The 21022-nt window shown below is 59.6% G+C and carries 17 protein-coding genes and 2 pseudogenes; all 19 read left to right on the top strand.

The annotated features are described in order from the left end of the window. Nucleotides 1-389: 389 nt before the first annotated feature. A complete protein-coding gene (locus QA645_RS38845; RefSeq protein ID WP_283046316.1) occupies nucleotides 390-749 on the top strand; it encodes a hypothetical protein in 360 nt (119 codons plus the stop codon). Nucleotides 750-1600: 851 nt separating this feature from the next. After that, nucleotides 1601-1813: a hypothetical protein gene (locus tag QA645_RS38840; RefSeq protein ID WP_283046315.1), complete on the top strand. Its 213-nt coding sequence runs from the start codon at nucleotides 1601-1603 to the stop codon at nucleotides 1811-1813. Nucleotides 1814-1886: 73 nt separating this feature from the next. Then, nucleotides 1887-3212 carry a DUF3422 domain-containing protein gene (locus QA645_RS38835; protein WP_283046314.1) on the top strand — a complete coding sequence of 442 codons (1326 nt, stop codon included), beginning with the start codon at nucleotides 1887-1889 and terminating at the stop codon, nucleotides 3210-3212. 880 nt (nucleotides 3213-4092) lie between these two features. Next, nucleotides 4093-5184 (top strand): hydrogenase small subunit, encoded by a 1092-nt coding sequence (locus QA645_RS38830; RefSeq protein ID WP_283046313.1) that lies wholly within the window; start codon nucleotides 4093-4095, stop codon nucleotides 5182-5184. Nucleotides 5185-5202: 18 nt separating this feature from the next. Next, nucleotides 5203-6996, top strand: coding sequence for a nickel-dependent hydrogenase large subunit (locus tag QA645_RS38825; RefSeq protein WP_283046312.1), 1794 nt, complete (start codon nucleotides 5203-5205; stop codon nucleotides 6994-6996). 8 nt (nucleotides 6997-7004) lie between these two features. Further along, nucleotides 7005-7739 (top strand): annotated as a pseudogene (gene cybH / locus QA645_RS38820) (Ni/Fe-hydrogenase, b-type cytochrome subunit); the annotation flags it as partial. Nucleotides 7740-7757: 18 nt separating this feature from the next. Continuing rightward, nucleotides 7758-8336: a HyaD/HybD family hydrogenase maturation endopeptidase gene (locus QA645_RS38815; RefSeq protein WP_283053514.1), complete on the top strand. Its 579-nt coding sequence runs from the start codon at nucleotides 7758-7760 to the stop codon at nucleotides 8334-8336. Between the two features lie 32 nt (nucleotides 8337-8368). Beyond that, nucleotides 8369-8656, top strand: a pseudogene (locus tag QA645_RS38810) (HypC/HybG/HupF family hydrogenase formation chaperone); the annotation flags it as partial. Between the two features lie 385 nt (nucleotides 8657-9041). Beyond that, nucleotides 9042-9893 (top strand): hydrogenase expression/formation protein, encoded by an 852-nt coding sequence (locus QA645_RS38805; protein ID WP_283046311.1) that lies wholly within the window; start codon nucleotides 9042-9044, stop codon nucleotides 9891-9893. Nucleotides 9894-10153: 260 nt separating this feature from the next. Next, nucleotides 10154-10564 carry a [NiFe]-hydrogenase assembly chaperone HybE gene (gene hybE, locus QA645_RS38800; RefSeq protein ID WP_283046310.1) on the top strand — a complete coding sequence of 137 codons (411 nt, stop codon included), beginning with the start codon at nucleotides 10154-10156 and terminating at the stop codon, nucleotides 10562-10564. 71 nt (nucleotides 10565-10635) lie between these two features. Continuing rightward, complete coding sequence (locus tag QA645_RS38795) at nucleotides 10636-11661, top strand: hydrogenase assembly protein HupF (protein ID WP_349253152.1); 1026 nt, start codon at nucleotides 10636-10638, stop codon at nucleotides 11659-11661. Next, the gene (gene hypA, locus QA645_RS38790; RefSeq protein WP_283046308.1) at nucleotides 11654-11995 is read left to right on the top strand and encodes a hydrogenase maturation nickel metallochaperone HypA; all 342 of its coding nucleotides are present in this window, start codon (nucleotides 11654-11656) and stop codon (nucleotides 11993-11995) included. The genes QA645_RS38795 and hypA overlap by 8 nt, the downstream gene beginning before the upstream one ends. Then, nucleotides 11995-12900: a hydrogenase nickel incorporation protein HypB gene (gene hypB / locus QA645_RS38785; RefSeq protein ID WP_283046307.1), complete on the top strand. Its 906-nt coding sequence runs from the start codon at nucleotides 11995-11997 to the stop codon at nucleotides 12898-12900. The genes hypA and hypB overlap by 1 nt, the downstream gene beginning before the upstream one ends. Next, nucleotides 12897-15155, top strand: coding sequence for a carbamoyltransferase HypF (gene hypF, locus QA645_RS38780; RefSeq protein WP_283046306.1), 2259 nt, complete (start codon nucleotides 12897-12899; stop codon nucleotides 15153-15155). The genes hypB and hypF overlap by 4 nt, the downstream gene beginning before the upstream one ends. After that, complete coding sequence (locus tag QA645_RS38775) at nucleotides 15155-15391, top strand: HypC/HybG/HupF family hydrogenase formation chaperone (protein WP_283046305.1); 237 nt, start codon at nucleotides 15155-15157, stop codon at nucleotides 15389-15391. The genes hypF and QA645_RS38775 overlap by 1 nt, the downstream gene beginning before the upstream one ends. Continuing rightward, nucleotides 15388-16530 (top strand): hydrogenase formation protein HypD, encoded by a 1143-nt coding sequence (gene hypD / locus QA645_RS38770; RefSeq protein ID WP_283046304.1) that lies wholly within the window; start codon nucleotides 15388-15390, stop codon nucleotides 16528-16530. The genes QA645_RS38775 and hypD overlap by 4 nt, the downstream gene beginning before the upstream one ends. Then, nucleotides 16527-17567, top strand: coding sequence for a hydrogenase expression/formation protein HypE (gene hypE / locus QA645_RS38765; protein ID WP_283046303.1), 1041 nt, complete (start codon nucleotides 16527-16529; stop codon nucleotides 17565-17567). The genes hypD and hypE overlap by 4 nt, the downstream gene beginning before the upstream one ends. Nucleotides 17568-17780: 213 nt before the next feature. Then, complete coding sequence (locus tag QA645_RS38760; protein WP_283046302.1) at nucleotides 17781-18119, top strand: hypothetical protein; 339 nt, start codon at nucleotides 17781-17783, stop codon at nucleotides 18117-18119. Between the two features lie 134 nt (nucleotides 18120-18253). Further along, on the top strand, nucleotides 18254-18526 hold the full coding sequence (locus QA645_RS38755; protein WP_283046301.1) for a DUF3551 domain-containing protein: 273 nt from the start codon (nucleotides 18254-18256) through the stop codon (nucleotides 18524-18526). Nucleotides 18527-21022 lie beyond the last annotated feature (2496 nt).

Here is a 21022-nt window from a genome sequence, read left to right as displayed (position 1 = left end):
GACTGTTCGTCTTTGCTAGCCGGGTGCCCGCGCCAGCTTGCTTACCACCTTACCGGTTCTGAGCTTAGCTCCTGCGGGGCCCCGCTCGCGTCTACTGAAATCAGAGATGCTGGCATCGACGGTCAGACGCTGTAAGCGAACTAAGAGCCGCCGTTCTAGTCGAACTAGATGGACGTTACGTCCCTTCCGAAGGGGGTTGAATCTGACGTTGCGTAAAGTTGTACATGGGGTGCGAGAATCGTATTTCAGAAGACGTAACCAAAATGACACGAGCCTCTCTTGCCACTATACTATGTTCCGCATTCGGCTTGATCGGGATGGGTGGAGTCACGCTCGCTGGCACAATCGGGCGCTACGACTGCACCATAGTCGCTTCAACTCGATATCCAGTGGGTGATCGCAATGAACACGACGTCATCAGCTTCCAACATGCGTGCACAGGCGTTGATGGGGTATTCCATGAAGCCGTAGTGACAGCAATTACTGTCGTCGAGCTTGATAACGAGGAAGGAAAGTTTTTGGCTTCGTTCAGTCTTCACCGCTCCCCCGATGGTTTTGCAGCCGAGCAGCTTTTGGAAGGCGCGGGGGACATTGTCCTAGAGGACGACAAAGCCGTTGGAGTCGAGGCGTACGGTAAGACGTCGTTTAAATTCGCATCAGGTACCCTGGAGTGTCTCGCAGATAAGACGGTCAACTTCAAAGCAACGCCAGCTGGTTTTGGCAAATTCAAGCTTGAGTTTACAGACTGATAGTTCGTCAACAAGCCCTCAGCGCAAACGGCTGTTTAGGTAGCAAACTCTTGACCAACTCGACCTATCGCGCCAAAGCTGAAGGGCACAGAAACGCTTTAGGACATGCTTCCACTTTAAAAGAGAGCCGCAGCGGTTTAGTGGTATATGCGACATCCATGTTCCTGGCATTGATCTGCTGAGTTATGCATATCCGGTGCTGAGGCGAGGTTTGTCCAAAGTTGCTCCGCGACTCCGCTAATTTGTGGCAGTTCAAAGTAGACTATCGACCCACAGGTCATTCTGTGCGCGTCATGTGAAAAGCGAATGTAAGACCGGCTTCGCTGCAGGGCGCTGATTTGCATGCGCCCCTTAGACGTTAAAGTGGCGATGATAGTGTTCTTCGACGATCGTATTCAACCAGCTCGTCGATTGCAGCTCGCAACGCGCGGGCCCCGAACAGGTGGCCCTGGCGCGATCGATCGGGCTCAATTCGCTCACAGGGAAGAAATTCTGCAGCCCGCGGCGCTTGTCTCGGTGTGCTGTGTAAGCGTGTTACTCGCTCCTGCGCATCGAGCAAGCTGAGTTGTAGCTTAACCAGCCTTCTGGGTCGCGACGTGATTAATCATACGGCGAAGGACAGCTGTGCCAGAGCGTTGCGTAGCTAGGCGAGAAGCGTACAGGCCGTTTTGTTCGGTGTCGTGCGTCCGATTCCGACCATAAGTGCCGATGCCAGGAGTGACCAAGTTGTCGCGAGACTGACATGGTGCCTGAAAGGCAACGCGCGTGTTCGCGTGTCCACTGGCCCAAATCCTGCACTGCACAAAAACGCAACGCCGAGGCTTACGAAACGGAGGCGCATTTGAAACTTAATGTATCAAAGCGACGATGCGGATGTAGCTCCACTGCTGGCGCAAAATGGCGGCAATTTGTCCAAAAGCCTGCAGCACGTAGAGCTGATGGCTCCGACAACTTCAACAGACGCCTCGAGGACCGCGTTCGAGATCGATTGCCTGGCGATCTGGCTCGCGCAAGGTCTCATTTGCAAGCTCAAGGCCGTCGATCCGAGCTTGATCTCTTGCTAGCGGTCGCACCGACTCGGTGGCGCCGACCATGCCGCTCTCGGTGATGCGAATGCTGCTGACTCGGGAGGCCTCAATGGGCAATGAATTGGATTTGGCATCATTCAAACTACATCCGGAGCGGAAGGCTGTCCTCGGCGAAGTGCATGCGCGGCCGTTTGCCAGTCTAGTTTCGTCGCTCGGCATGGTGCGTTTTGTATTTCTCGCGAAGGGCGACGATGCGGCAAATGATCGCCGCCGGTTCATCGAATTCTGTCGGCAGCACAAGGTAACCCCGCCCGAGCCGTCCGCGAAGCATCATCAGATCGAGTTCGGACCGGTGGCGCTACGCTGGGAGCAGCACTCGGAATTTGCGACCTTCACTTGGATCTGGAACACCACGAACAGTCTAGCCGCTCGTCAATTCGGCGACGTCCATAACTCCGCGCAGTCACTAATCCGTGCACTATCGCAGGCTGGAGAACTACTTGCCGCGATCAAGTTAGAGGCAGAACGGGGCACTTGTCCGACCGAGCGCGCCGAGCAGATTTTTGAGAAAAGTAGCCTGGCGATGGTCAACGTCAAAGGCGGGGCGAGCGTTGTGGCCTCCGACTTTCGCACTGACGATAAGGGTTTCACCAGAATTCTGGTCCACGATCGCGGATTGACTCCACACGATCTCGGCGCGCTGGTGCAGCGTTTGTTAGAAATCGAGACCTACAGGTCCCTAGCCCTGCTTGGTCTATCGACGGCGCTGGAGCTTGGCCCATCGGTCGATCGAATAGATCGCCGTCTCGTCGAGGTGCTCGAGGAGATGCAGGGCGCGGAAGGGCTAAAGGTCAACAACCATCTCCTTCAGGAGCTGACGGCGCTGGCAGTCTCCTTTGAAAAAGATGTGGCAGGCAGTTTGTTCCGTTTCGGAGCGAGCAGAGCATACAACGAGCTGGTTCAATCGCGATTATCGATCGTTGAAGGCGAGAGCGTCGCGGATTATCCAACTTGGTCGGCCTTCCTTGCGCGCCGTATGGCGCCTGCTATACGAACCTGCGCAACGATGGAGGAGCGTCAGGCGAATCTATCGGACAAGCTGGCCCGCGCCGCGGACCTGTTGCGAACACGCGTGGACGTTGAAATCGAGCAACAGAATCGCGACCTTTTGCGCTCAATTAATGAACGGACGAGGCAACAGCTTCGCCTGCAGTCCACGGTCGAGGGACTGTCAGTCGGGGCCATCGGATATTATGTGGTCAGCCTATTTGCCTATCTTGCCAAAGGCGCGCAGGATGTCGGACTGCACGTAGAGCCAGCGTCCGTAACCGCGGCTTTCGTGCCGATCGCCGTCGGCGTGATTTGGCTGGTCAGTTACAATGTTCGAAAACGGCATCTCAAGCCTGACGATGCGTCGTCCAGGGCTGGTGATTAGGTTTTCCTGAGACAACATCGCTGCGGGGGCTCCGTCGCGAGCAAAAGGCGGCAACATCGACTGGGTTGTGTGCCTGTTCGTGGGGGCGGGCTGTATTGTCCTGAACACAACAGGCACGCTGCGTTCGTCGGGCCGAGCGCGTGGCCGATACTCCTCAAACCATAACGCGAAACAGAACTGCGACAACGAACCGAATATGCGGTCGCAACGGTTTGATGAAAGGGATCGTCCTGGGCATTAGCACTCAATGCACGCAATTTCTCTCTCTTCCGAGCTTCATCCCGTAAGGGCGGCTTGCCTAAAGCTGCCTCCGTCTGGCACGCTGCTTGCTCTGCCAAACACAGCATCACCGGGCCCCCCCATGGTGGTGTTGGGGCGGACTCGACGCATCCCAGGTCCAGGCGTCGGGGCCGCCCCGCTGCGCCTCGGTATAGGCGGAGACGCGCGTCCTGCAACGTCGCGCAGGGAAGTGCGTTTCGCAGCGCTGTATTGGATCCCGACGCTGCGTGCGTTTCAAGTCCCCAAGGGTAACCGCGTTGAAATGTTCGGACTCCGCAGGACGAATCGTAGAATGGAAGCATCAAAAATGTCCGGCTCGAACCGAACGTAACAACTCTTTGTTAGAAATCGCACGGCGGGTTGGGTCAGTTCGACTTGAGCCGATCTCCACTTACCTCTTGATGCTGCGCCACGAAAAACACAATTCGGCGAAAATTGTTTTCGCCTGCGAATCGGTTTTCCGTGGGGGCGTCGTGCGATGTGATTTGGTCGGTTCAAGATTCTAAAATATTGGAATCTCTCCTGTTGTGGGCACGGAGCCGTTGGCCTGCTTCTTGCTGTCATCGATAACCGATGTATCGGCACAGTCGGTGGGAGGCTCATGGGCCCGGTGACGGAAACGTTTTATGGCGTGATTAGACGGCAGGGCATAACCCGTCGAAATTTTCATAAATTCTGCAGCCTGACGGCGACGAGCCTCGGGCTTGGGCCGCTGTCTGCGAGCCGCATTGCAAATGCGCTTGAAACAAAGCCGCGCATACCGGTGATCTGGTTGCATGGCCTCGAATGCACCTGCTGCTCGGAGAGCTTCATCCGCTCAGCCCATCCCCTTGTGAAGGATACGATGCTGTCCATGATCTCGCTCGATTATGACGACACCATCATGGCCGCGGCTGGCCATCAGGCGGAAGCGATCCTGGATGAGACCCGGACCAAATATAAGGGGCAATATCTGCTGGCGGTGGAGGGCAACCCGCCGCTGAATGAGGGTGGCATGTTCTGCATCCAGGGCGGCAAGCCGTTCGTAGAGAAGTTGAGGATGATGGCCGAAGATGCGATGGCCATCATTGCCTGGGGCTCTTGCGCTTCATGGGGGTGCGTTCAAGCGGCAGCGCCCAATCCGACGCAAGCCACGCCCATCGACAAAGTCATCACCAGCAAGCCTATCATCAAGGTACCGGGGTGCCCGCCGATCGCGGAGGTGATGACAGGCGTGGTGACCTTCATTACTACCTTTGGCAAGCCCCCCGAGCTCGACCGGCAAGGTCGGCCGAAGATGTTCTACTCGCAGCGCATTCACGACAAATGCTACCGGCGGGCGCATTTCGACGCGGGCCAGTTCGTCGAGGAATGGGACGATGAGGCGGCGCGCAAAGGATACTGCCTTTACAAGATAGGATGTAAGGGGCCGACCACATACAACGCCTGTTCGTCGGTGCGCTGGAACGGCGGCATCTCTTTTCCGATCCAGTCAGGCCACGGCTGCATCGGCTGCTCAGAAGATGGCTTCTGGGATAAGGGCTCGTTCTACGACCGCCTGACCAACATCAAGCAATACGGGATTGAGAAGAATGCTGACCAGATCGGCATGGCGGCGGCGGGCGCGGTCGGCACAGTGGTCGCGGCACATGCGACGGTGACGGCGCTAAAGCGCTTCGCTGGGAAACGCAAAAATGCGAACCGACGCCACTGAGCGGTCTGAGGTATGACAATGGGCCTCCGGACATCCAAAGGCGTCATGTCTAACCATTCTGGCAAGCGCATTGTCGTCGATCCGCTGACCCGGATCGAAGGTCACATGCGGGTCGAGGTCAATGTCGATTCCGACAACGTGATCCGCAATGCGGTCTCCTCGGGCACGATGTGGCGAGGCATCGAGATCATTCTGAAGGGCCGCGATCCGCGCGACGCCTGGGCCTTTACCGAGCGGATCTGCGGCGTCTGCACCGGAACACATGCGCTCACCTCGGTCCGTGCGGTCGAGAACGCGCTAAGTATCTCCATTCCGGAGAATGCCAGCTCGATCCGGAACATCATGCAGCTCTGTCTCCAGGTGCACGATCATCTGGTGCATTTCTATCACTTGCATGCGCTGGACTGGGTCGATGTGGTCTCGGCACTGAAAGCCGATCCAAAAGCGACCTCGGCGCTGGCGCAATCGACCTCGTCTTGGCCGTTGTCCTCTCCCGGCTATTTCAAGGACCTCCTGATCCGGCTAACGAGGTTCGTCGAGTCCGGTCAGCTCGGGCCGTTCAAAAACGGCTATTGGGGCCACGCCGCCTACAAGCTGCCGCCCGAAGCGAACCTGATGGTGGTCGCCCATTATTTGGAGGCGCTCGATTTTCAGAAGGAGATCGTCAAGATTCACGCCGTCTATGGCGGCAAGAACCCCCATCCGAACTGGCTGGTCGGCGGCGTGGCCTGCGCGATCAATATCGATGGCACCGGCGCGGTGGGCGCCATCAACATGGAGCGGCTGAACCTCGTCTCCTCTGTCATCGATCGCTGCATCGAGTTCACCGAAAAAGTCTACTTGCCCGACATCGTCGCGATCGGCTCTCACTATAAGGACTGGCTCTATGGCGGCGGGCTCTCTGGCAGAAGCGTGATGGCTTATGGCGATATTCCGGAGGACGCCAACGACTATTCTGCGAAGAACCTGAAACTGCCGCGCGGCGTGATCATCAACGGCAATCTCAACGAGGTGCTGCCCGTCGACCATGCCGATCCCGAGCAGATACAGGAGTTCGTCACTCACTCCTGGTACAAATATGCCGACGAGTCGAAGGGCCGGCATCCCTGGGACGGCATCACCGAACCGAATTACGTGCTCGGTCCCAATGCCAAAGGTACCAAGACCGACATCAAGGAACTCGACGAAGGCGGCAAGTATTCCTGGATCAAGGCTCCGCGCTGGCGCGGAAATGCAGTCGAGGTCGGGCCACTGGCCCGCTACATCATCGGCTGCGCGCAGAACAAGCCGGAATTCAAGGAGCCGACCGAGAAGCTGCTCAAGACGCTAGGCCTGCCGTTCTCCGCATTGTTTTCCACGCTCGGTCGCACCGCGGCACGCGCGCTGGAATGCGAATGGGCGGCGCACCAGATGCGCTACTTCCAGGACAAACTGGTCGCGCGCATCAAAGCCGGCGACTCCTCGACGGTCAATACCAACAAGTGGAAGCCGGAGAGCTGGCCGAAGGAGTCCAAGGGCTATGGCTTCACCGAGGCGCCTCGCGGCGCGCTCGCGCACTGGATCAAGATCAGGGAGACTAAGATCGACAACTACCAGTGTGTAGTGCCGACCACCTGGAATGGGTCGCCAAGGGATCCCATGGGCAACGGCGGCGCCTTTGAAGCGTCGCTCATGGATACTCCGATGGCGAATCCGGAACAGCCCCTGGAGATCCTGCGCACGATCCACTCCTTCGATCCCTGCCTTGCGTGCTCGACCCACGTGATGAGCCCGGACGGCCAGGAAATGGCAACCGTCAAGGTCAGGTCATGAGGGTGGCCATGATTGATGTAGTAGCGCATCCGGCGAAAACCGAGCCGGCCCGCACCGCAATAGCGATCGATGCCGCTGGCGAACGCGTCGCCGCTCAGCCGGCCGTTTATGTCTACGAAGCCCCGGTGCGGATATGCCACTGGGTGAATGCGTTGTCGATCCTGGTGCTTATTGTGAGCGGTTATCTGATCGGCACGCCGCTGCCGACGGTCGCCTGGTCCGGCAACTTCGTGATGGGCTACATCAGGTTTGCCCATCTCGCAGCCGCGCAGGTGCTCGCGGTATTCTTTCTTTTGCGCATCCTGTGGGCCTTTTTCGGCAACTACCACTCTCGCCAGATATTCTACGTTCCGGTGCATCGCAAGCAGTTCTGGATGGCAGTGTTGCGCGAGATCCGCTGGTACGCCTTCCTCGAGCGCGAGCCGAAGATGTATGCCGGACACAATCCGCTGGCGCAGACCGCGATTTTTACGGGTTTCACGTTAATCGGGGCCTTCATGATTGTCACGGGCCTTGCGCTCTATTCGGAAGGCGTCGGAAGCGACAGCTGGCAGCACCAGCTGTTTGGCCAGGTGTTCGCGATCTGGCCCAACAGCCAGGATGTGCACACCTGGCACCATCTGGGCATGTGGGCGCTGATCATATTCTTGATGTTCCACATTTATGCTGTCGTTCGCGAAGACGTCATGTCGCGCCAGGGCATCATTTCCTCGATGATCTCGGGTGCTCGTCAGTGCCGGGAGCTGGAGGAGAGCAGGCTTATGCCGACGTGTTTACAGCCAAAGCGTATGCTCGTGCTCGGTATCGGCAATATTCTTTGGGCAGATGAGGGCTTTGGGGTGCGAGCTGTCGAAGAATTTCATCGCCGCTATGCCGTGCCCCATAACGTCATCATACTGGACGGGGGCACGCAGGGGCTCCAGCTTGTGAATTATCTTCGGGAATCTGACTGCGTGATCGTGTTCGACGCGATCGATTATGGTCTGGAGCCCGGACAGTTGAAGCTCGTGCGCGACGAGGACGTGCCGCGCTTCGCCGGCGTTAGAAAGATGAGCCTGCACCATACTGGTTTTCAGGAAGTTATCAGTGCATGTGACCTGCTTGGACATTGCCCGAAAAACCTCGTGTTGATCGGCTGCCAGCCGCTTGATCTCGATGGCTGGGGTGGGCCCCTGACGCCGGCCGTGCGCAATCAGATCGACCCTGCGGTCGAGCTTGCCAGCTCCATTTTAGCTGCGTGGGGCGTGCAGGTCTCGCCACGCAGCACACCGTTAGGGGAATCCGAGCGGTTGCTCGCCAATGGTATTGATCACCCGCATTACGAGATGAGAGCGCGGTAGTGGATGGCCAGCGAGGGTCGGAGACATGACAGATGTGTCTTGGTTTACCAATGACGATTATCGAAACAGACGGTATCTCTGCGCTTTGCGAGTTTCGCGGTAAACGGCGGCGTGTCTCGGTGCTCTTGCTCTCGAGGCCGTCTGCCCGGACCAAGGTGCTCGTCCATGTCGACACTGCGATCCGCCTTTTGGATGATCAGGAAGCGCAGCTAATTAGCAGTGCTATTGAAGGCATCGGCGCAGCGCAGAACGGCGAGGATTGCGACCGCTTCTTCGCCGATCTGATCGACCGCGAGCCGACATTGCCTGAGCATCTCCGGCTCGACACGGCCTGTGGTCACCTTCGACATTCCATGACGAACCGTGTGACAAGCACTGGTGCAACTACCGGCGAAGCGCGAAGACAAGTCTCTGATCCAAACTGTCAGCTGTTCATGACAGCGGATGTTCCATCTGAAGACTCGGCTTCGGATAGCTGATCTGGCTCAGATCTGGAGGAATGATGAAGCTTGAGCAGGGGACGCCGGATATCCCACGACGCGGCCGTTCCGTGCTCGATAAAATCCCCGCTGGTCGTTCTCAAGCAGCGTCCGATGAGGTGGGGCAATCGACCACATGTTTACGCCCACCTGCCGACCCCCGCGGAGGCGCGGCCGCAGTCGTAGGAACAATCGCCACATACCAAAGCTCACAGGATGTCGGACTATGAAGGTGAGTTTCCGGACGGCGGCTGAAGACAATGAGCAGCCGATGCGCGCCGAGGCGAGTCCAGACGAGGCTGCCGGCAGCCCCAGCGCCGCGGGCGGCCTGGTAAAACTTGCATTGCTCGACAGTACCGAGCTCGCGAAGAGCTGCTCCAATGGAATCGAGTTCCTGTCGAAGATGGTAGACGCTATCGCGAGCCAGAAGGCAGACGCGCGGACGCGGCTGTTCGGGCTTGGCGATCTCAACGATCTGGAACGCAAGCTCATCGCTGACGTGATCGGCGAAGGCGAAGTGGCCGGCGTCGTGACCCTGCCGGATGGGTCTCTGGTGCAGGTCCAGGAAGCAATGCTTGCAGGCCTCTGGCGTGTGCGGATCAAGACCGACTCTCTACACGAATATCTCGAGGTCGGCGCGATTCCAGAGATCATCAAGCGCGCGGCCGCGGACCTTACGGCCGCGGACATTGAGATCGGCCAGCCACCAGCGGGCGCCATGAACGTACTGCCGGTGCTAGCCGAGATTCGCGAGCATGCGCTCGCTTGGCGGCCCGGCAGCCGCTCGCAGATCATCAATTTCACGCTTCTACCGATGAGCCCGGTCGACATAAGCTTCCTGCATGCGACGATGAGAAGCGGACCAATCCAACTCGTCTCGCAGGGTTACGGCACCTGTTGCGTGCATGCGACCGGAATCCGCAATGTCTGGTCGGTGCAGTTCTTCAATGCGACGGACACGATGATCCTCGACACGCTCGAGGTCGGCGGTGTGCCGGCGGTTGCGGTCGCGGCCGATGAGGATTTCGAGGACTCAGCCGAGTGGCTCACGGAGATCATCGAGGCATATTTCAAATGAACGGATTCGAGAAGTTTGACTTGCGCCAGGATGTCACCGAAGCCACGCGATTGGAATCCGCTTTACGATCCCGTCGATGGCGATGTTGGGGCGCGAATCGCGCCCCGGCACGCCGTTTTCGGCGCTGCCCGAGTGTTGGCGCGCTGTCTGAATTACGAAAGACCGAAATGGAAATTCATGGCGAGCTGAGACACGATGCCTGACACGCAACGCTGCGGTCCCAGGTCGAGCGACTGGCTAACGCCTATCTCGCAATCGGCATGCGCGCGATGCGCGATCCGCCGATCTACAATGACGCGCTCGGTGTCGAGGCGGGCGGCTTCCGCCCGTTCAGCGCTTCTACCATTGGCAAAATGGTGACACCCTGGTTCATGAAGCGCGCAATGCCGCGGGATGACATCGTCCGTGCAGCTTTCGGATCGAGCCTGCTCGTGCATCTGCCGACTGGAACCATCGAGCTCACGCTCAACGGGGGCATGCGTATCTCGCTGTTCTCCCCTATGCTCGACTTTGCCGACCTGGCCGTCGCACAGGCGGCGGCGGAAGCTGGGCTGGGCGAACTGAGGCGGCCGGCCGACTCTGAGGAAGCCGTCTGCTACCGTGCGCCTGCGATAGGGGCGATCGAGCGGCTTAACTTCCTGCGCGGTGTCTCAAGGGAGCCACGCGCATGAGCCCGGCGTTTCGCAACGCGATCGACATCACAGTGTGTCTCGCCGGGAGGACGATCGCCGACGTCGCGATCTTGCCACGCAGCCGGCCGCCCGTCATACGCCTGTTTGCGGGCAAGCCGGCGTCGTCACTGAGCTCGGTGCTGCCCCGGCTGTTCTCGCTTTGCTCGGTCGCCCACCAGGTGGCTTATCTATCGGCGGTCGAAGCCGCGCGGGGTGAAGGCGTCGCCGCAGATACGATGCAGCGCCGCGTCACGGCGATCATCGCGGAACGATTTGTGGAATTATTACGAGGCCTGTTTGTGGGGCAGATCGCGTTCGACGGCACCAGCGCCGCGGCCGTGCGCGCCGTGATGCAAGCAGCCACGGTCCTTGCCGGTGTTGCCTTCAACGGCACGCGGAGAATAGCCCGGCGCGAGGCGGTGTCGCAGATCAAGTCCGCGCTGAGTGCGCTCGGGATCATTTCTGAAGATCAATCTCCGGCGCCCGGCAGTCCACTAGCGGCGCATCTTGCGAACTGCGATGGCCAGGCGTTGTCGCTTTCGGCCGCCGAGCAATCATTCCTGTCGGCTGCTGACGACCTGGATGTCGTTGTGCCGTTGCTCACCGAGGGCGCGAGCTTTTCCGACGCGCCCGAACTTCACGGTCGGATTCCGGAGACCGGCGTCTGGGCCCGCAGGGCTGGCCGCGAGCCGATTCTGCCGTTGACCGCGGGTCCCGCCGAGCGCCTCAAGGCGCGGATCGCCGAAGTGGCCGGTCTCTTCGCCTGGATCGATGACGGCGAGGGAGAGTTCGACTTCGAGGGCTGTGCTATCGCCAGCTACGGCCTTGGCGCCCGGCGCGGGGCGGCCGCGGTCGAATGTGCGCGCGGCCGGCTCTACCATACCGTCGAGCTCGACGACGACGACCGTATCGTGCGCTTCGAATACTTGCCGCCGACCGAATGGAATTTTTGCGCCCGCGGACCACTAGTCCGGAGTCTCAAGGGCTCACTGCTCGCCGCCGGCCCGCGCGGACAAGATGCGGTTCGCTTGCTCATCGGGTCGTTCGACCCTTGCGTCGGCTTCAATCTCACCTTCCGCGCGATCCGCCATGCATGAAATGGCGCTGTGCGAAGGCATCATCGGGATCGTCGAGGAAGAGGCACGTAAGCGCCCGTTCTCGAAGGTGAAGGCCATCTGCCTCGAGATCGGCGTGCTCAGCCACGTCGCACCGGATGCGATGAAATTCTGCTTCGAGGCAGTTGCCGCGCGAACCATTGCGCAAGGCGCAAGGCTCGAGATCTTTGAGATGCCGGGGATCGCGTGGTGCATGGCCTGTTCGAAGAGCGCCGAGATCAAGCAACGTTACGAGCCATGTCCATCCTGCGGTAGCTATCGATTGCAGGTGACCGGCGGTGAGGAAATGCGCGTGAAGGAATTGGAGGTCTACTGATGTGTACGGTTTGCGGCTGCAGTGACGGAAAGCCTGTCGTCGAGCAAGCGCATGAGCACCATCGTAAGCATGGTAATGATGGTATCCAATACCATCATGGTTGCGAACATAGTCATCGTCACCATCATCAAGCCGGCGCCCACCACGATCATATGAATGACGGCGCCGGACTTAACGATTGCAGCGCGAACCCGGCGGGTCAGCAGATCGCTCGCATCGGCAGTGAACGTATCATTCAGGTCGAGCGCGACATTCTCGGCAAGAACGACCGCCTTGCCGCCAACAACCGCGCCTGCTTCCGGGCCGACGACGTGCTTGCCTTCAACCTCGTCTCGAGCCCCGGTGCCGGCAAGACTTCTCTGTTGGTCCGTGCCGTGTCCGAGTTGAAGGGCAGCTTTCCGATCGGCGTGATCGAAGGTGATCAGCAGACCTCAAACGACGCGGAGCGCATTCGCGCGACGGGTTTGCCGGCCATTCAGGTCAATACCGGAAAGGGCTGTCACCTCGATGCCGCCGCGGTCGGTGAGGCCTATGAGCGGCTGCCTTGGCTGGGCGGCGGCATTCTCTTTATCGAGAACGTCGGCAACCTCGTCTGTCCGGCGGCGTTTGATCTTGGCGAAGCCTGCAAGATCGTCGTGCTCTCGACTACCGAGGGCGAGGACAAGCCGCTGAAATACCCCGATATGTTCGCGGCTTCATCATTGATGATGATCAACAAGATCGATCTTGCGAAGGTGCTCGATTTCGATCTCGCCAGAACCATCGAATATGCGCACCGCGTCAACTCGGAAATCGAGATTCTGACGGTATCGGCACGCACGGGTGAAGGGTTTCCGGCTTTCTATGACTGGATCCGCAAGCAGGCGTTCAGGGCGAAGCCGGCCGCGAAGACTGTAATAGAATGACAACGGTCGGCGAAGCCTCAGCGCAGTACAGACGGCGGCTACGCCTGCATGTGCGTGGCGCCGTGCAGGGCGTCGGCTTTCGCCCCTATATCTACGGTCTCGCCATGCGCTACCGTCTCGGCGGCTTCGTCGCCAATGATCCGCATGGCGTCGTCATCGAGGTCGAGGGCGAGCGCGCGTCCGATTTCGTGACCGCGCTGCCCGTCGAAAAGCCGCCGCTGGCGCGGATTGACAGTATCTCGGTGCAGCCGATCAGCGCGGTGGCGAGCGAGGAGTTTTGCATCCGCCCAAGCGAGCAGGGCAGGGTGTCGACGCGGATCGTCGCCGACGCCGCAACCTGCCCGGAGTGCCTGGACGAGCTGTTCGATCCGGCCAGCCGCTTCCACCTTTATCCGTTTGTTAACTGCACCCATTGCGGTCCACGCTATACGATCGCCGAGCAGCTGCCCTACGACCGCCCGGCTACCGCAATGAAGCGGTTTGCGATGTGTGAGGCCTGTGCCGCGGAATATGCCGATCCCAACAGCCGCCGGTTCCACGCCCAGGCGATTGCCTGCCCCCAATGCGGCCCGAGGCTTAGCCACGCAGTCGCGGAGATCGCCGCCGCCATTGCCAAGGGCATGATCGTCGCCATCAAGGGGCTCGGCGGCTATCAGCTCGTCTGTGATGCCGGCGACGAGGAGGCTGTAGAGCGCCTGCGCCAGCGCAAGCAGCGCGATCAAAAGCCCTTCGCCGTCATGGTCGGATCGCTGGACGCGGTTACCGAGATCGCCGTTGCCAATGCTGCTGAGCTGGCGCTGCTCCAGACGTTAGCACGGCCGATTGTGCTGATGACGTCGCGTCATCGTCTCGCGTTTGCGATCGCGCCGGAGCTGTCGCGGGTCGGCGTCATGCTGCCGGTTGCGCCATTGCACCATCTGATCTTCGATGCGCTGAATGTGGACCATCCGCGAGACGCCGAAAGCTGGGCGATCGTCACAACCAGCGCCAATCTCGGCGGCGAGCCGCTTCTGATCGACAACGACCAGGCCACGCGGCGCCTTGCGGGCATCGCCGATCTCGTCGTCACCCATGACCGCGGCATCGTCACTCGCGCCGACGATTCCGTCGTATCGGTCGTGGCGGGCCGCACGCAGTTCATCCGTCGCGCCCGCGGTTACGTCCCCGAGCCGGTCAGGCTCGCGCGATCCGTGCCGTCGATCCTTGCGGTTGGGGGCGCCGTCAAGTCGACGGTGACGGTTACCCGCGGCAACGAGGCCTTCGTCTCTCAGCACATCGGCGACCTCCATACGAGAGAAGGCATCCGCTTCTTCGAGGAAACGGTGGGGCATCTACTTACCACACTGGATGTCGAGCCAGTCGTCATGGCCTGTGACCTGCATCCGAACTTGGCTTCGACCCGCTTCGCCGAAGCGAGCGGGAGAAGGCTGGTCGCGGTCCAGCATCACCACGCCCATGCAGCCTCCGTCATGGCGGAACACGGTATCGAAGGGCCAATATTGGCGCTGGTGCTCGACGGATTCGGCTATGGCAGCGAGGGCGGCAATTGGGGGGGCGAACTCCTGCTGTGCGAGCGCGCGCACTTCCGGCGGCTAGGTCATCTCGCACCGCTCAAGATGCCCGGTCGGGACCGCGCAGCGCGCGAGCCGTGGCGGATGGCTGCGAGCGTGTTACATAGCTTGCAGCGCGGCGACCACATTTCGCGCCGCTTTCCGGCGCAGCCGCATGCGGCGCGTCTCTCTGCCTTGCTCGATGGCCGCGACCTGCCGGCGACAACGAGCGCCGGTCGGTTGTTCGATGCGGCGGCAGGGTTGCTCGGGCTCTCCGCCGTGCAGAGCTACGAAGGCGAGGCCGCGATGAAGCTCGAAGCACGGGTTCGACGCCCCCGCGTTGTAGAAGATGGCTGGGTAGTCGAGAACGGCCAGCTCTCCCTCTCCCCGTTGCTCGATCGACTGGCGAGCGATGGGCTCGATCCGACTGAAGGAGCTGAGCTCTTCCATGGCACCTTTGCCGCCGCCTGCGTCGAATGGATCGTTCGCGCAGCGCGGCAGACGGGTATCACCACGGTGGTCTTGAGCGGCGGCTGCTTCCTTAACGCGATCCTGTCAGCCGAGATTGAGCGGGGTTGCCTCGTCGCGCATCTCGCGCCGCTGCTACCCCGCCAGATGCCACCGAATGACGGAGGCCTGAGCCTGGGGCAAGCCTGGATTGCCGCGCTCCGGCTTATGGAACACACGAGCCAAGGAGCCGCCTGATGTGTCTCGCCATACCTGCAGAGGTGACAAAAATCTTGCCAGATGAGATGGCTGTTGTCTCCATGGACGGTGTCAGTAAGGAGATTTCGATCGCCCTGATCGATGATATCGCCGTCGGCGACTACGCGATCGTTCATGTCGGCTACGCTCTCGCCAAGATCGATCCTGAGGAAGCCAGACGCACATTGGACTTGTTGCGCGAGCTCAGCACTGAAAGACAGGGGGCCGTGCAATGAAATATGCCGACGAGTTTCGCGACAAGGAGATCGCGGTGGGGTTGGCGAAAGCGATCCGCGCCGAGGCTAATAAGGCAAGACCCTATCGCTTTATGGAATTTTGCGGCGGCCATACGCACGCGATCTCGCGCTACGGTCTCGAGGACGTACTGCCGACCAACGTTCGGATGATCCATGGCCCGGGCTGCCCGGTCTGCGTGCTGCCGGCCGGGCGTATCGATATGGCAATCGGTCTGGCGATGCGGCCCGAGGTCATCCTGTGCGTCTATGGTGACCTGATGCGCGTGCCGGGGTCGCAAGGCGCCTCGCTGCTAAAGGCAAAGGCCCGCGGCGCTGACGTCCGCATGGTGTATTCCACCATCGATGCAATCCGGATCGCAGAGGAGAATTCCGCGCGCGAGGTCGTGTTCTTCGCTATCGGGTTCGAGACAACGACGCCGCCGACGGCCGTCATGATACGTATGGCCGAAAAGAAGCGGCTCTCGAACTTCAGCGTGTTCTGCAACCATGTTCTGACGCCGCCGGCGATGAAGAACATTTTGGAAAGCTCCGATATTGGCGATAAAGGGCAGTTCGAGATCGACGGTTTTGTAGGACCAGCCCATGTCTCAACCATCATCGGCACGGAGCCTTACGAGTTCTTCGCGAAGGAGTTCAGCAAGCCGGTCGTGATCTCCGGATTCGAGCCGCTCGACATGCTGCAGTCCATCCTAATGTTGGTCCGGCAAATCAATGAGCATCGCTACGAAGTGGAAAACCAGTATCGCCGCGCGGTGACCCGCGACGGCAATCTGCGCGCCAGGGAGGAGATTTCCGACGTTTTCGAGCTGCGAGACCGGTTCGAATGGCGCGGGCTCGGTCAAGTCCCCTACAGCGGGCTGAGGCTGAAGCGTAGCTACGCCATATACGACGCGGAACTCCGCTTCGAGATGCAAGAGTTGTGCGTTGCCGACAATCGGGCCTGTGAATGCGGCGCCATCCTGCGCGGGGTCAAAAAGCCGGTGGATTGCAAGTTGTTCGGAACGCTCTGCACGCCGGAAATGCCGATGGGATCCTGCATGGTCTCGTCCGAGGGCGCCTGCGCCGCGTATTGGGCCTATAGCCGTTTCCGCGATCATCGGCAGAGGCGGGCGTCATGAGAGGCCATCAGCGCAAGCTCGACATCAAGAATGCCTGCATCGACCTGTCTCACGGTTCCGGCGGCCGTGCGATGGCCCAGCTGATTTCAGGACTGTTCCATGAGGCCTTCGGCAATGAATGGCTGGCGCGCGGCAATGATCAGTCGGCCTTCGACGTCCGCGCGGGGCGCATGGTGATGTCGACCGATGGCTACGTCGTCTCGCCACTATTCTTCCCGGGCGGGAATATCGGTTCGCTGGCCGTGTACGGAACGGTTAACGACATCGCAATGGCCGGGGCGCAGCCGCTTTACCTGTCCGCGAGTTTCATTATCGAGGAGGGGTTTCTCCTCTCCGACCTTAAGATGATCGCCGAGTCCATGGGGGAAGCAGCGCGATCGGCCGGCGTCCACATCATCACCGGTGATACCAAGGTGGTCGAACGCGGCAAAGCCGACGGCCTATTTATCTCGACAGCCGGCGTCGGTCTGGTGCCTGACGGGCTTGATCTCTCCGCAGAGAACGCGCGCGTCGGAGACCGTGTGCTGATCTCGGGCACACTCGGCGATCATGGCATCGCCGTCATGTCCAAGCGGCAGAACCTAGCCTTTGAAACCGAAATCACATCGGATTCGGCGGCGCTTCACGACCTCGTCGTGAAGATGGTTGAGGCCGGAGGCTGCGGGATCCGCCTGATGCGCGACCCCACGCGCGGCGGCCTTGGCGCCGCCCTGAACGAGATCGCCCAGCAGTCCGGCCTCGGCTTTCGCTTGCAGGAAGAGGCGATACCGGTGAAGCCGGGTGTGGCGGCTGCCTGCGAGCTCTTGGGGCTCGATCCGCTCCATGTTGCCAATGAAGGCAAGTTGGTTGCGGTCGTGGCACCCGAGGTCGCGGATGCAGTGCTCGGAGCGATGCGGGCCCATCCGCTGGGCTGCGATGCGGCCGACATCGGCGAGGCAATCTCCGATGACCATCATTTCGTGCAGATGGCGACCAGCGTTGGCGGAGGCTGCATCGTCGATTGGCTGTCGGGCGAACAACTACCACGCATCTGTTGAGTCTCTGGCAAAAGATCGGAACGCTGCGGTGTCAGAAAATCGACTAGGGCACGTTAACCGATGGCATGGATTCGGTCGCGCGCGGCTCGAAAGCGTCTTGGTGCCGGCCACAATGAGAAGTAGGAGCCTACACATTCGAAGGAGTTGTTCCGGAAGCTGGATCGTGAATATAAAGCTCATAGCATTCTGCATTGAATGAAGGCCGAATGATATTTGACCAGCAAAGGCTCGATTCACATTGGAGAGCTCCGGCATGGTCCGCAGAATCGACTTTCCTTGCTCGCGCCGCAAGCCGGCAAACCCTCCTCAGATCGTGCCGGAAAACTGCACGTCTTCTCGGCAACTGCAGAATTATTGCGGCGGATTCAAGTAATGTTTGATGTATCAGGCGATCGATGGGCAAACCACGACCGACGCTTTCCCTCTTGCCGCGAAAACGAGGGCTGTATTATGAACAATTGTGACGACCTGATTTCCGGGAGCCTGTTGGCGCTGACCGTAATGGGCCTTGCGCTACTCTGCTCGAGCCTGCTCGCCTTTGTCTTCATTTGAAGTCAACGTATCGTCCGCGCCTTTTGACTTTAGGTTAGGCCCGGCAAACGGTGGCCAATTCTATTGACTAGGATCAACAAAACGCAGGTCGGAAGGTTTAGGTTAGAGAAAATTGAGTCAGACAACAGGGTCCCATGCGCTTTTTTCTCTTGTTTGTTATTGTGCTCGCAGCCCTCACCTTGGTTTGCTCTGGGGCAAGCTCGATCGCAACGCCGCGGGATCGCTCGGCGTACATGCCAACGACCCGACAAGACGTTTATTGTCTGCAAGGGCGTATATGGGGATACCCGGGCAATTGCCAGTTCTCGAGCTATAGCCAATGCATGGCCACTGCCTCCGGTACGGACGCTTATTGCGGTATTAATCCAGTCTATGCTTTCGAGCGACGCAGATCGCAATCACGCTGATGGTCCCGCAAGGGTTTGGTGTCAAGGCGCGCGCTGGGGGAGTGCTGAAAGCGCATGATGAGCTCATCTCCGAGTCGTGGAACCCTTGTGGTCTCCTCCTCCACCTCAGCCTCGTGCGCGTCGAAAAACGGCACGTCATAGCTATGAAGCGCCGTCGCGGGACGCTCAAGCGACGTCCTTGATCTGGGACTGGACATCGAAGATGAAGAGCCGCTCGGGGCTGATTTTCTGCCAATCATATGCAGCTCCGCGGAACTTCAACGTCGGGAATGGTCCGGCAATCGCTTTGGCCCTAAACTAGCCTTTGTAATCAAGGAAGCTGTCTACAAATTACATTCGCCGGTAACTGGCGAATTCCTGGCTTTTCAAGATGTCAGTGTCAGTACGGTGATCACACTGGGCTGTTCGAGCCCGAGATCATCAACCCGGAAAAACCGGCGAGTTTCGGCAGTCGAACAATCAATAGAATTTACGCGCCGTTTCGCGGAGGCATTCTTGCACCGGCCGTCCGATTTCGAGGCGCGTAATGTACCGTTGTTTATCGGCCGTCTTCGCGGCCTATAGATATCGCCACAGACAGTCGTCTGCTCCGGTCTTGGAGGTCCCGATGAGCGGCACGATCGGAAAGACGTCGAGCGACTAGAGCGGCAGATGGCAAATCCATACTGATACCAAATGCTTGCTGCAAGATCGTTTGATGCCCGATGCCGAACGCCTGGTCGTGCAGTCGCCCAGAAGTGGTTACGAGACACGATTACGAGGACTCGAATATCGCTCGCGGCCAGTGTCCAAAAGCGGCCGGCCGCTCTCCTATTGGGTCCGCGTCGGGGTTGCCCTGGAGCCACAGCCGCTCCTCAATCGGAAAGAAGTTTGGAAGTCGCTTAGGACCAGTGGACTAGTGATCCGAAGCTGACGCGATCGGACCGCTCCGGAGATCGCTTCCTTCGGTGCCTGTTGGTAGAGCTGGAGCAGCGGCGCGCGCCCTCGGCTACCGTCCTTCAGGCGGCTGTCTGGTTGCACTATGAGAGCGGCAGACCCTTGCCGTCCGTCCGACGACTGCTGATTTGGAGGCCGTCCACAGCTCAGGGTCGATATCCAGGCCGGCCGCGTGCCCTGGACTGATGATCCCCTAATTCAATCGAAAGTCGACCATTGAGTCATGAAGGATGCGGCGAAGCTGGATAGAGAGCGCGGGGCCATTTAGCTCGACACGCCCAGAAATCTCCTTGGGAGCGGTGAGACAGCCTCGATCGGGTTGAAGGCTGACGACCTGATCGACCTCGACCCGCTCCTGATCGAGAAAGAAACGCCGGCCTATCGCGACTTGTGGCCGTCGGTTGCAGCGCGCCCAAACTGCGTTTGTCGCAATAATCATAGCGCCGCCATGGTTACGGCGTCACCCCTGAACTCTATATTCTCGAATCCACGTAGCCGTCTGCCGAAGGCCACCGAACCCAAAGAAGTGCGCTCGTAATGATCGCAACTGAATGCTTGCTTCCATTTGTTGCAAGATTCGATTAATTAGCTCCCGCGGCTCATAACCGACCACAAGACGGCTTAGTCGATGACCCTAAGCGCGCAACGCGTGAGCAGAGTTTGATACGCCACATATGAGCGCCAAGCGCATGACGCTCTTTAGCGTGGCAGGTCCGGCCAATCCGACGCGAACATCGTTCACTATCCCTCGCACCCGCAAGCGTTCGATATGCGCTGTTATGGCGTCTGGCTCGAAACAGAACTGGCTCACTACCCAGGGCGTCATCCCCTGCCGAACGGTGAGCGAAACCTTTTGATCGAGTTCGGCATTTAGCAGGTCGGTCGTGATGTGCGGGTGGCGTTGCGGATAGGTCGCGAAGCCAAGACGTTCGAACCCATAGCGAGCGAATAGGCCGTTTCAAGCAGCGCTCGACTGGAAGGAAAGGGACCGACAACGTGCGCGACGTCGCCACCCAGCAACAGTGCTCGATCGACGCCGACCTCTTGCAGTCGGCCCAGGGTCGTCTCGAGTTGATTATGGCTTCCGTATCTGCGCGCAACCACGTGAGGGACCGGAATGAACCCCGAGATCCTGAGTTCTTGCGCTCTTGCAATCACCGTCTCTACCGGCTCTCCTGATACACTCGGAAGGTAAGTCTCTGTCCCGGGCGAAAGGGCCTGCCTCGCCATCTCAACCGCGCGGCTATCGCGCGGTATGATTTCAATGGAGTACCGACCGAGGAATTGCTGGCAAGCGTCCGCCTCGTCGCAAGCATGAGACGTTGGTCTGGTCATGAACTGTTCCTATTTCGGCCGCAACGCGAGTGCGCGGCAACTCCCGCTCAGAGGCTCGGTGTCAGCGGCCGGGTCTGCATTGAGGTTGGAAGCGTGCGTAGGTGCCGCCTCAGCGGAGGAGTGAACTACTACGGCTCGGGAGATGACGTAAGACTCGTCTCAGAACCAGAACCCATTGTGCTTGCGAAGGATCTCCTTAGTGCATGCCAGGTACCGATCGTCCGT

The organism is Bradyrhizobium sp. CIAT3101 (assembly GCF_029714945.1).
Lineage (GTDB): Bacteria > Pseudomonadota > Alphaproteobacteria > Rhizobiales > Xanthobacteraceae > Bradyrhizobium.
Note: the sequence above shows the minus strand (reverse complement) of the source record. Positions and strands in the feature narration are given on the sequence as shown.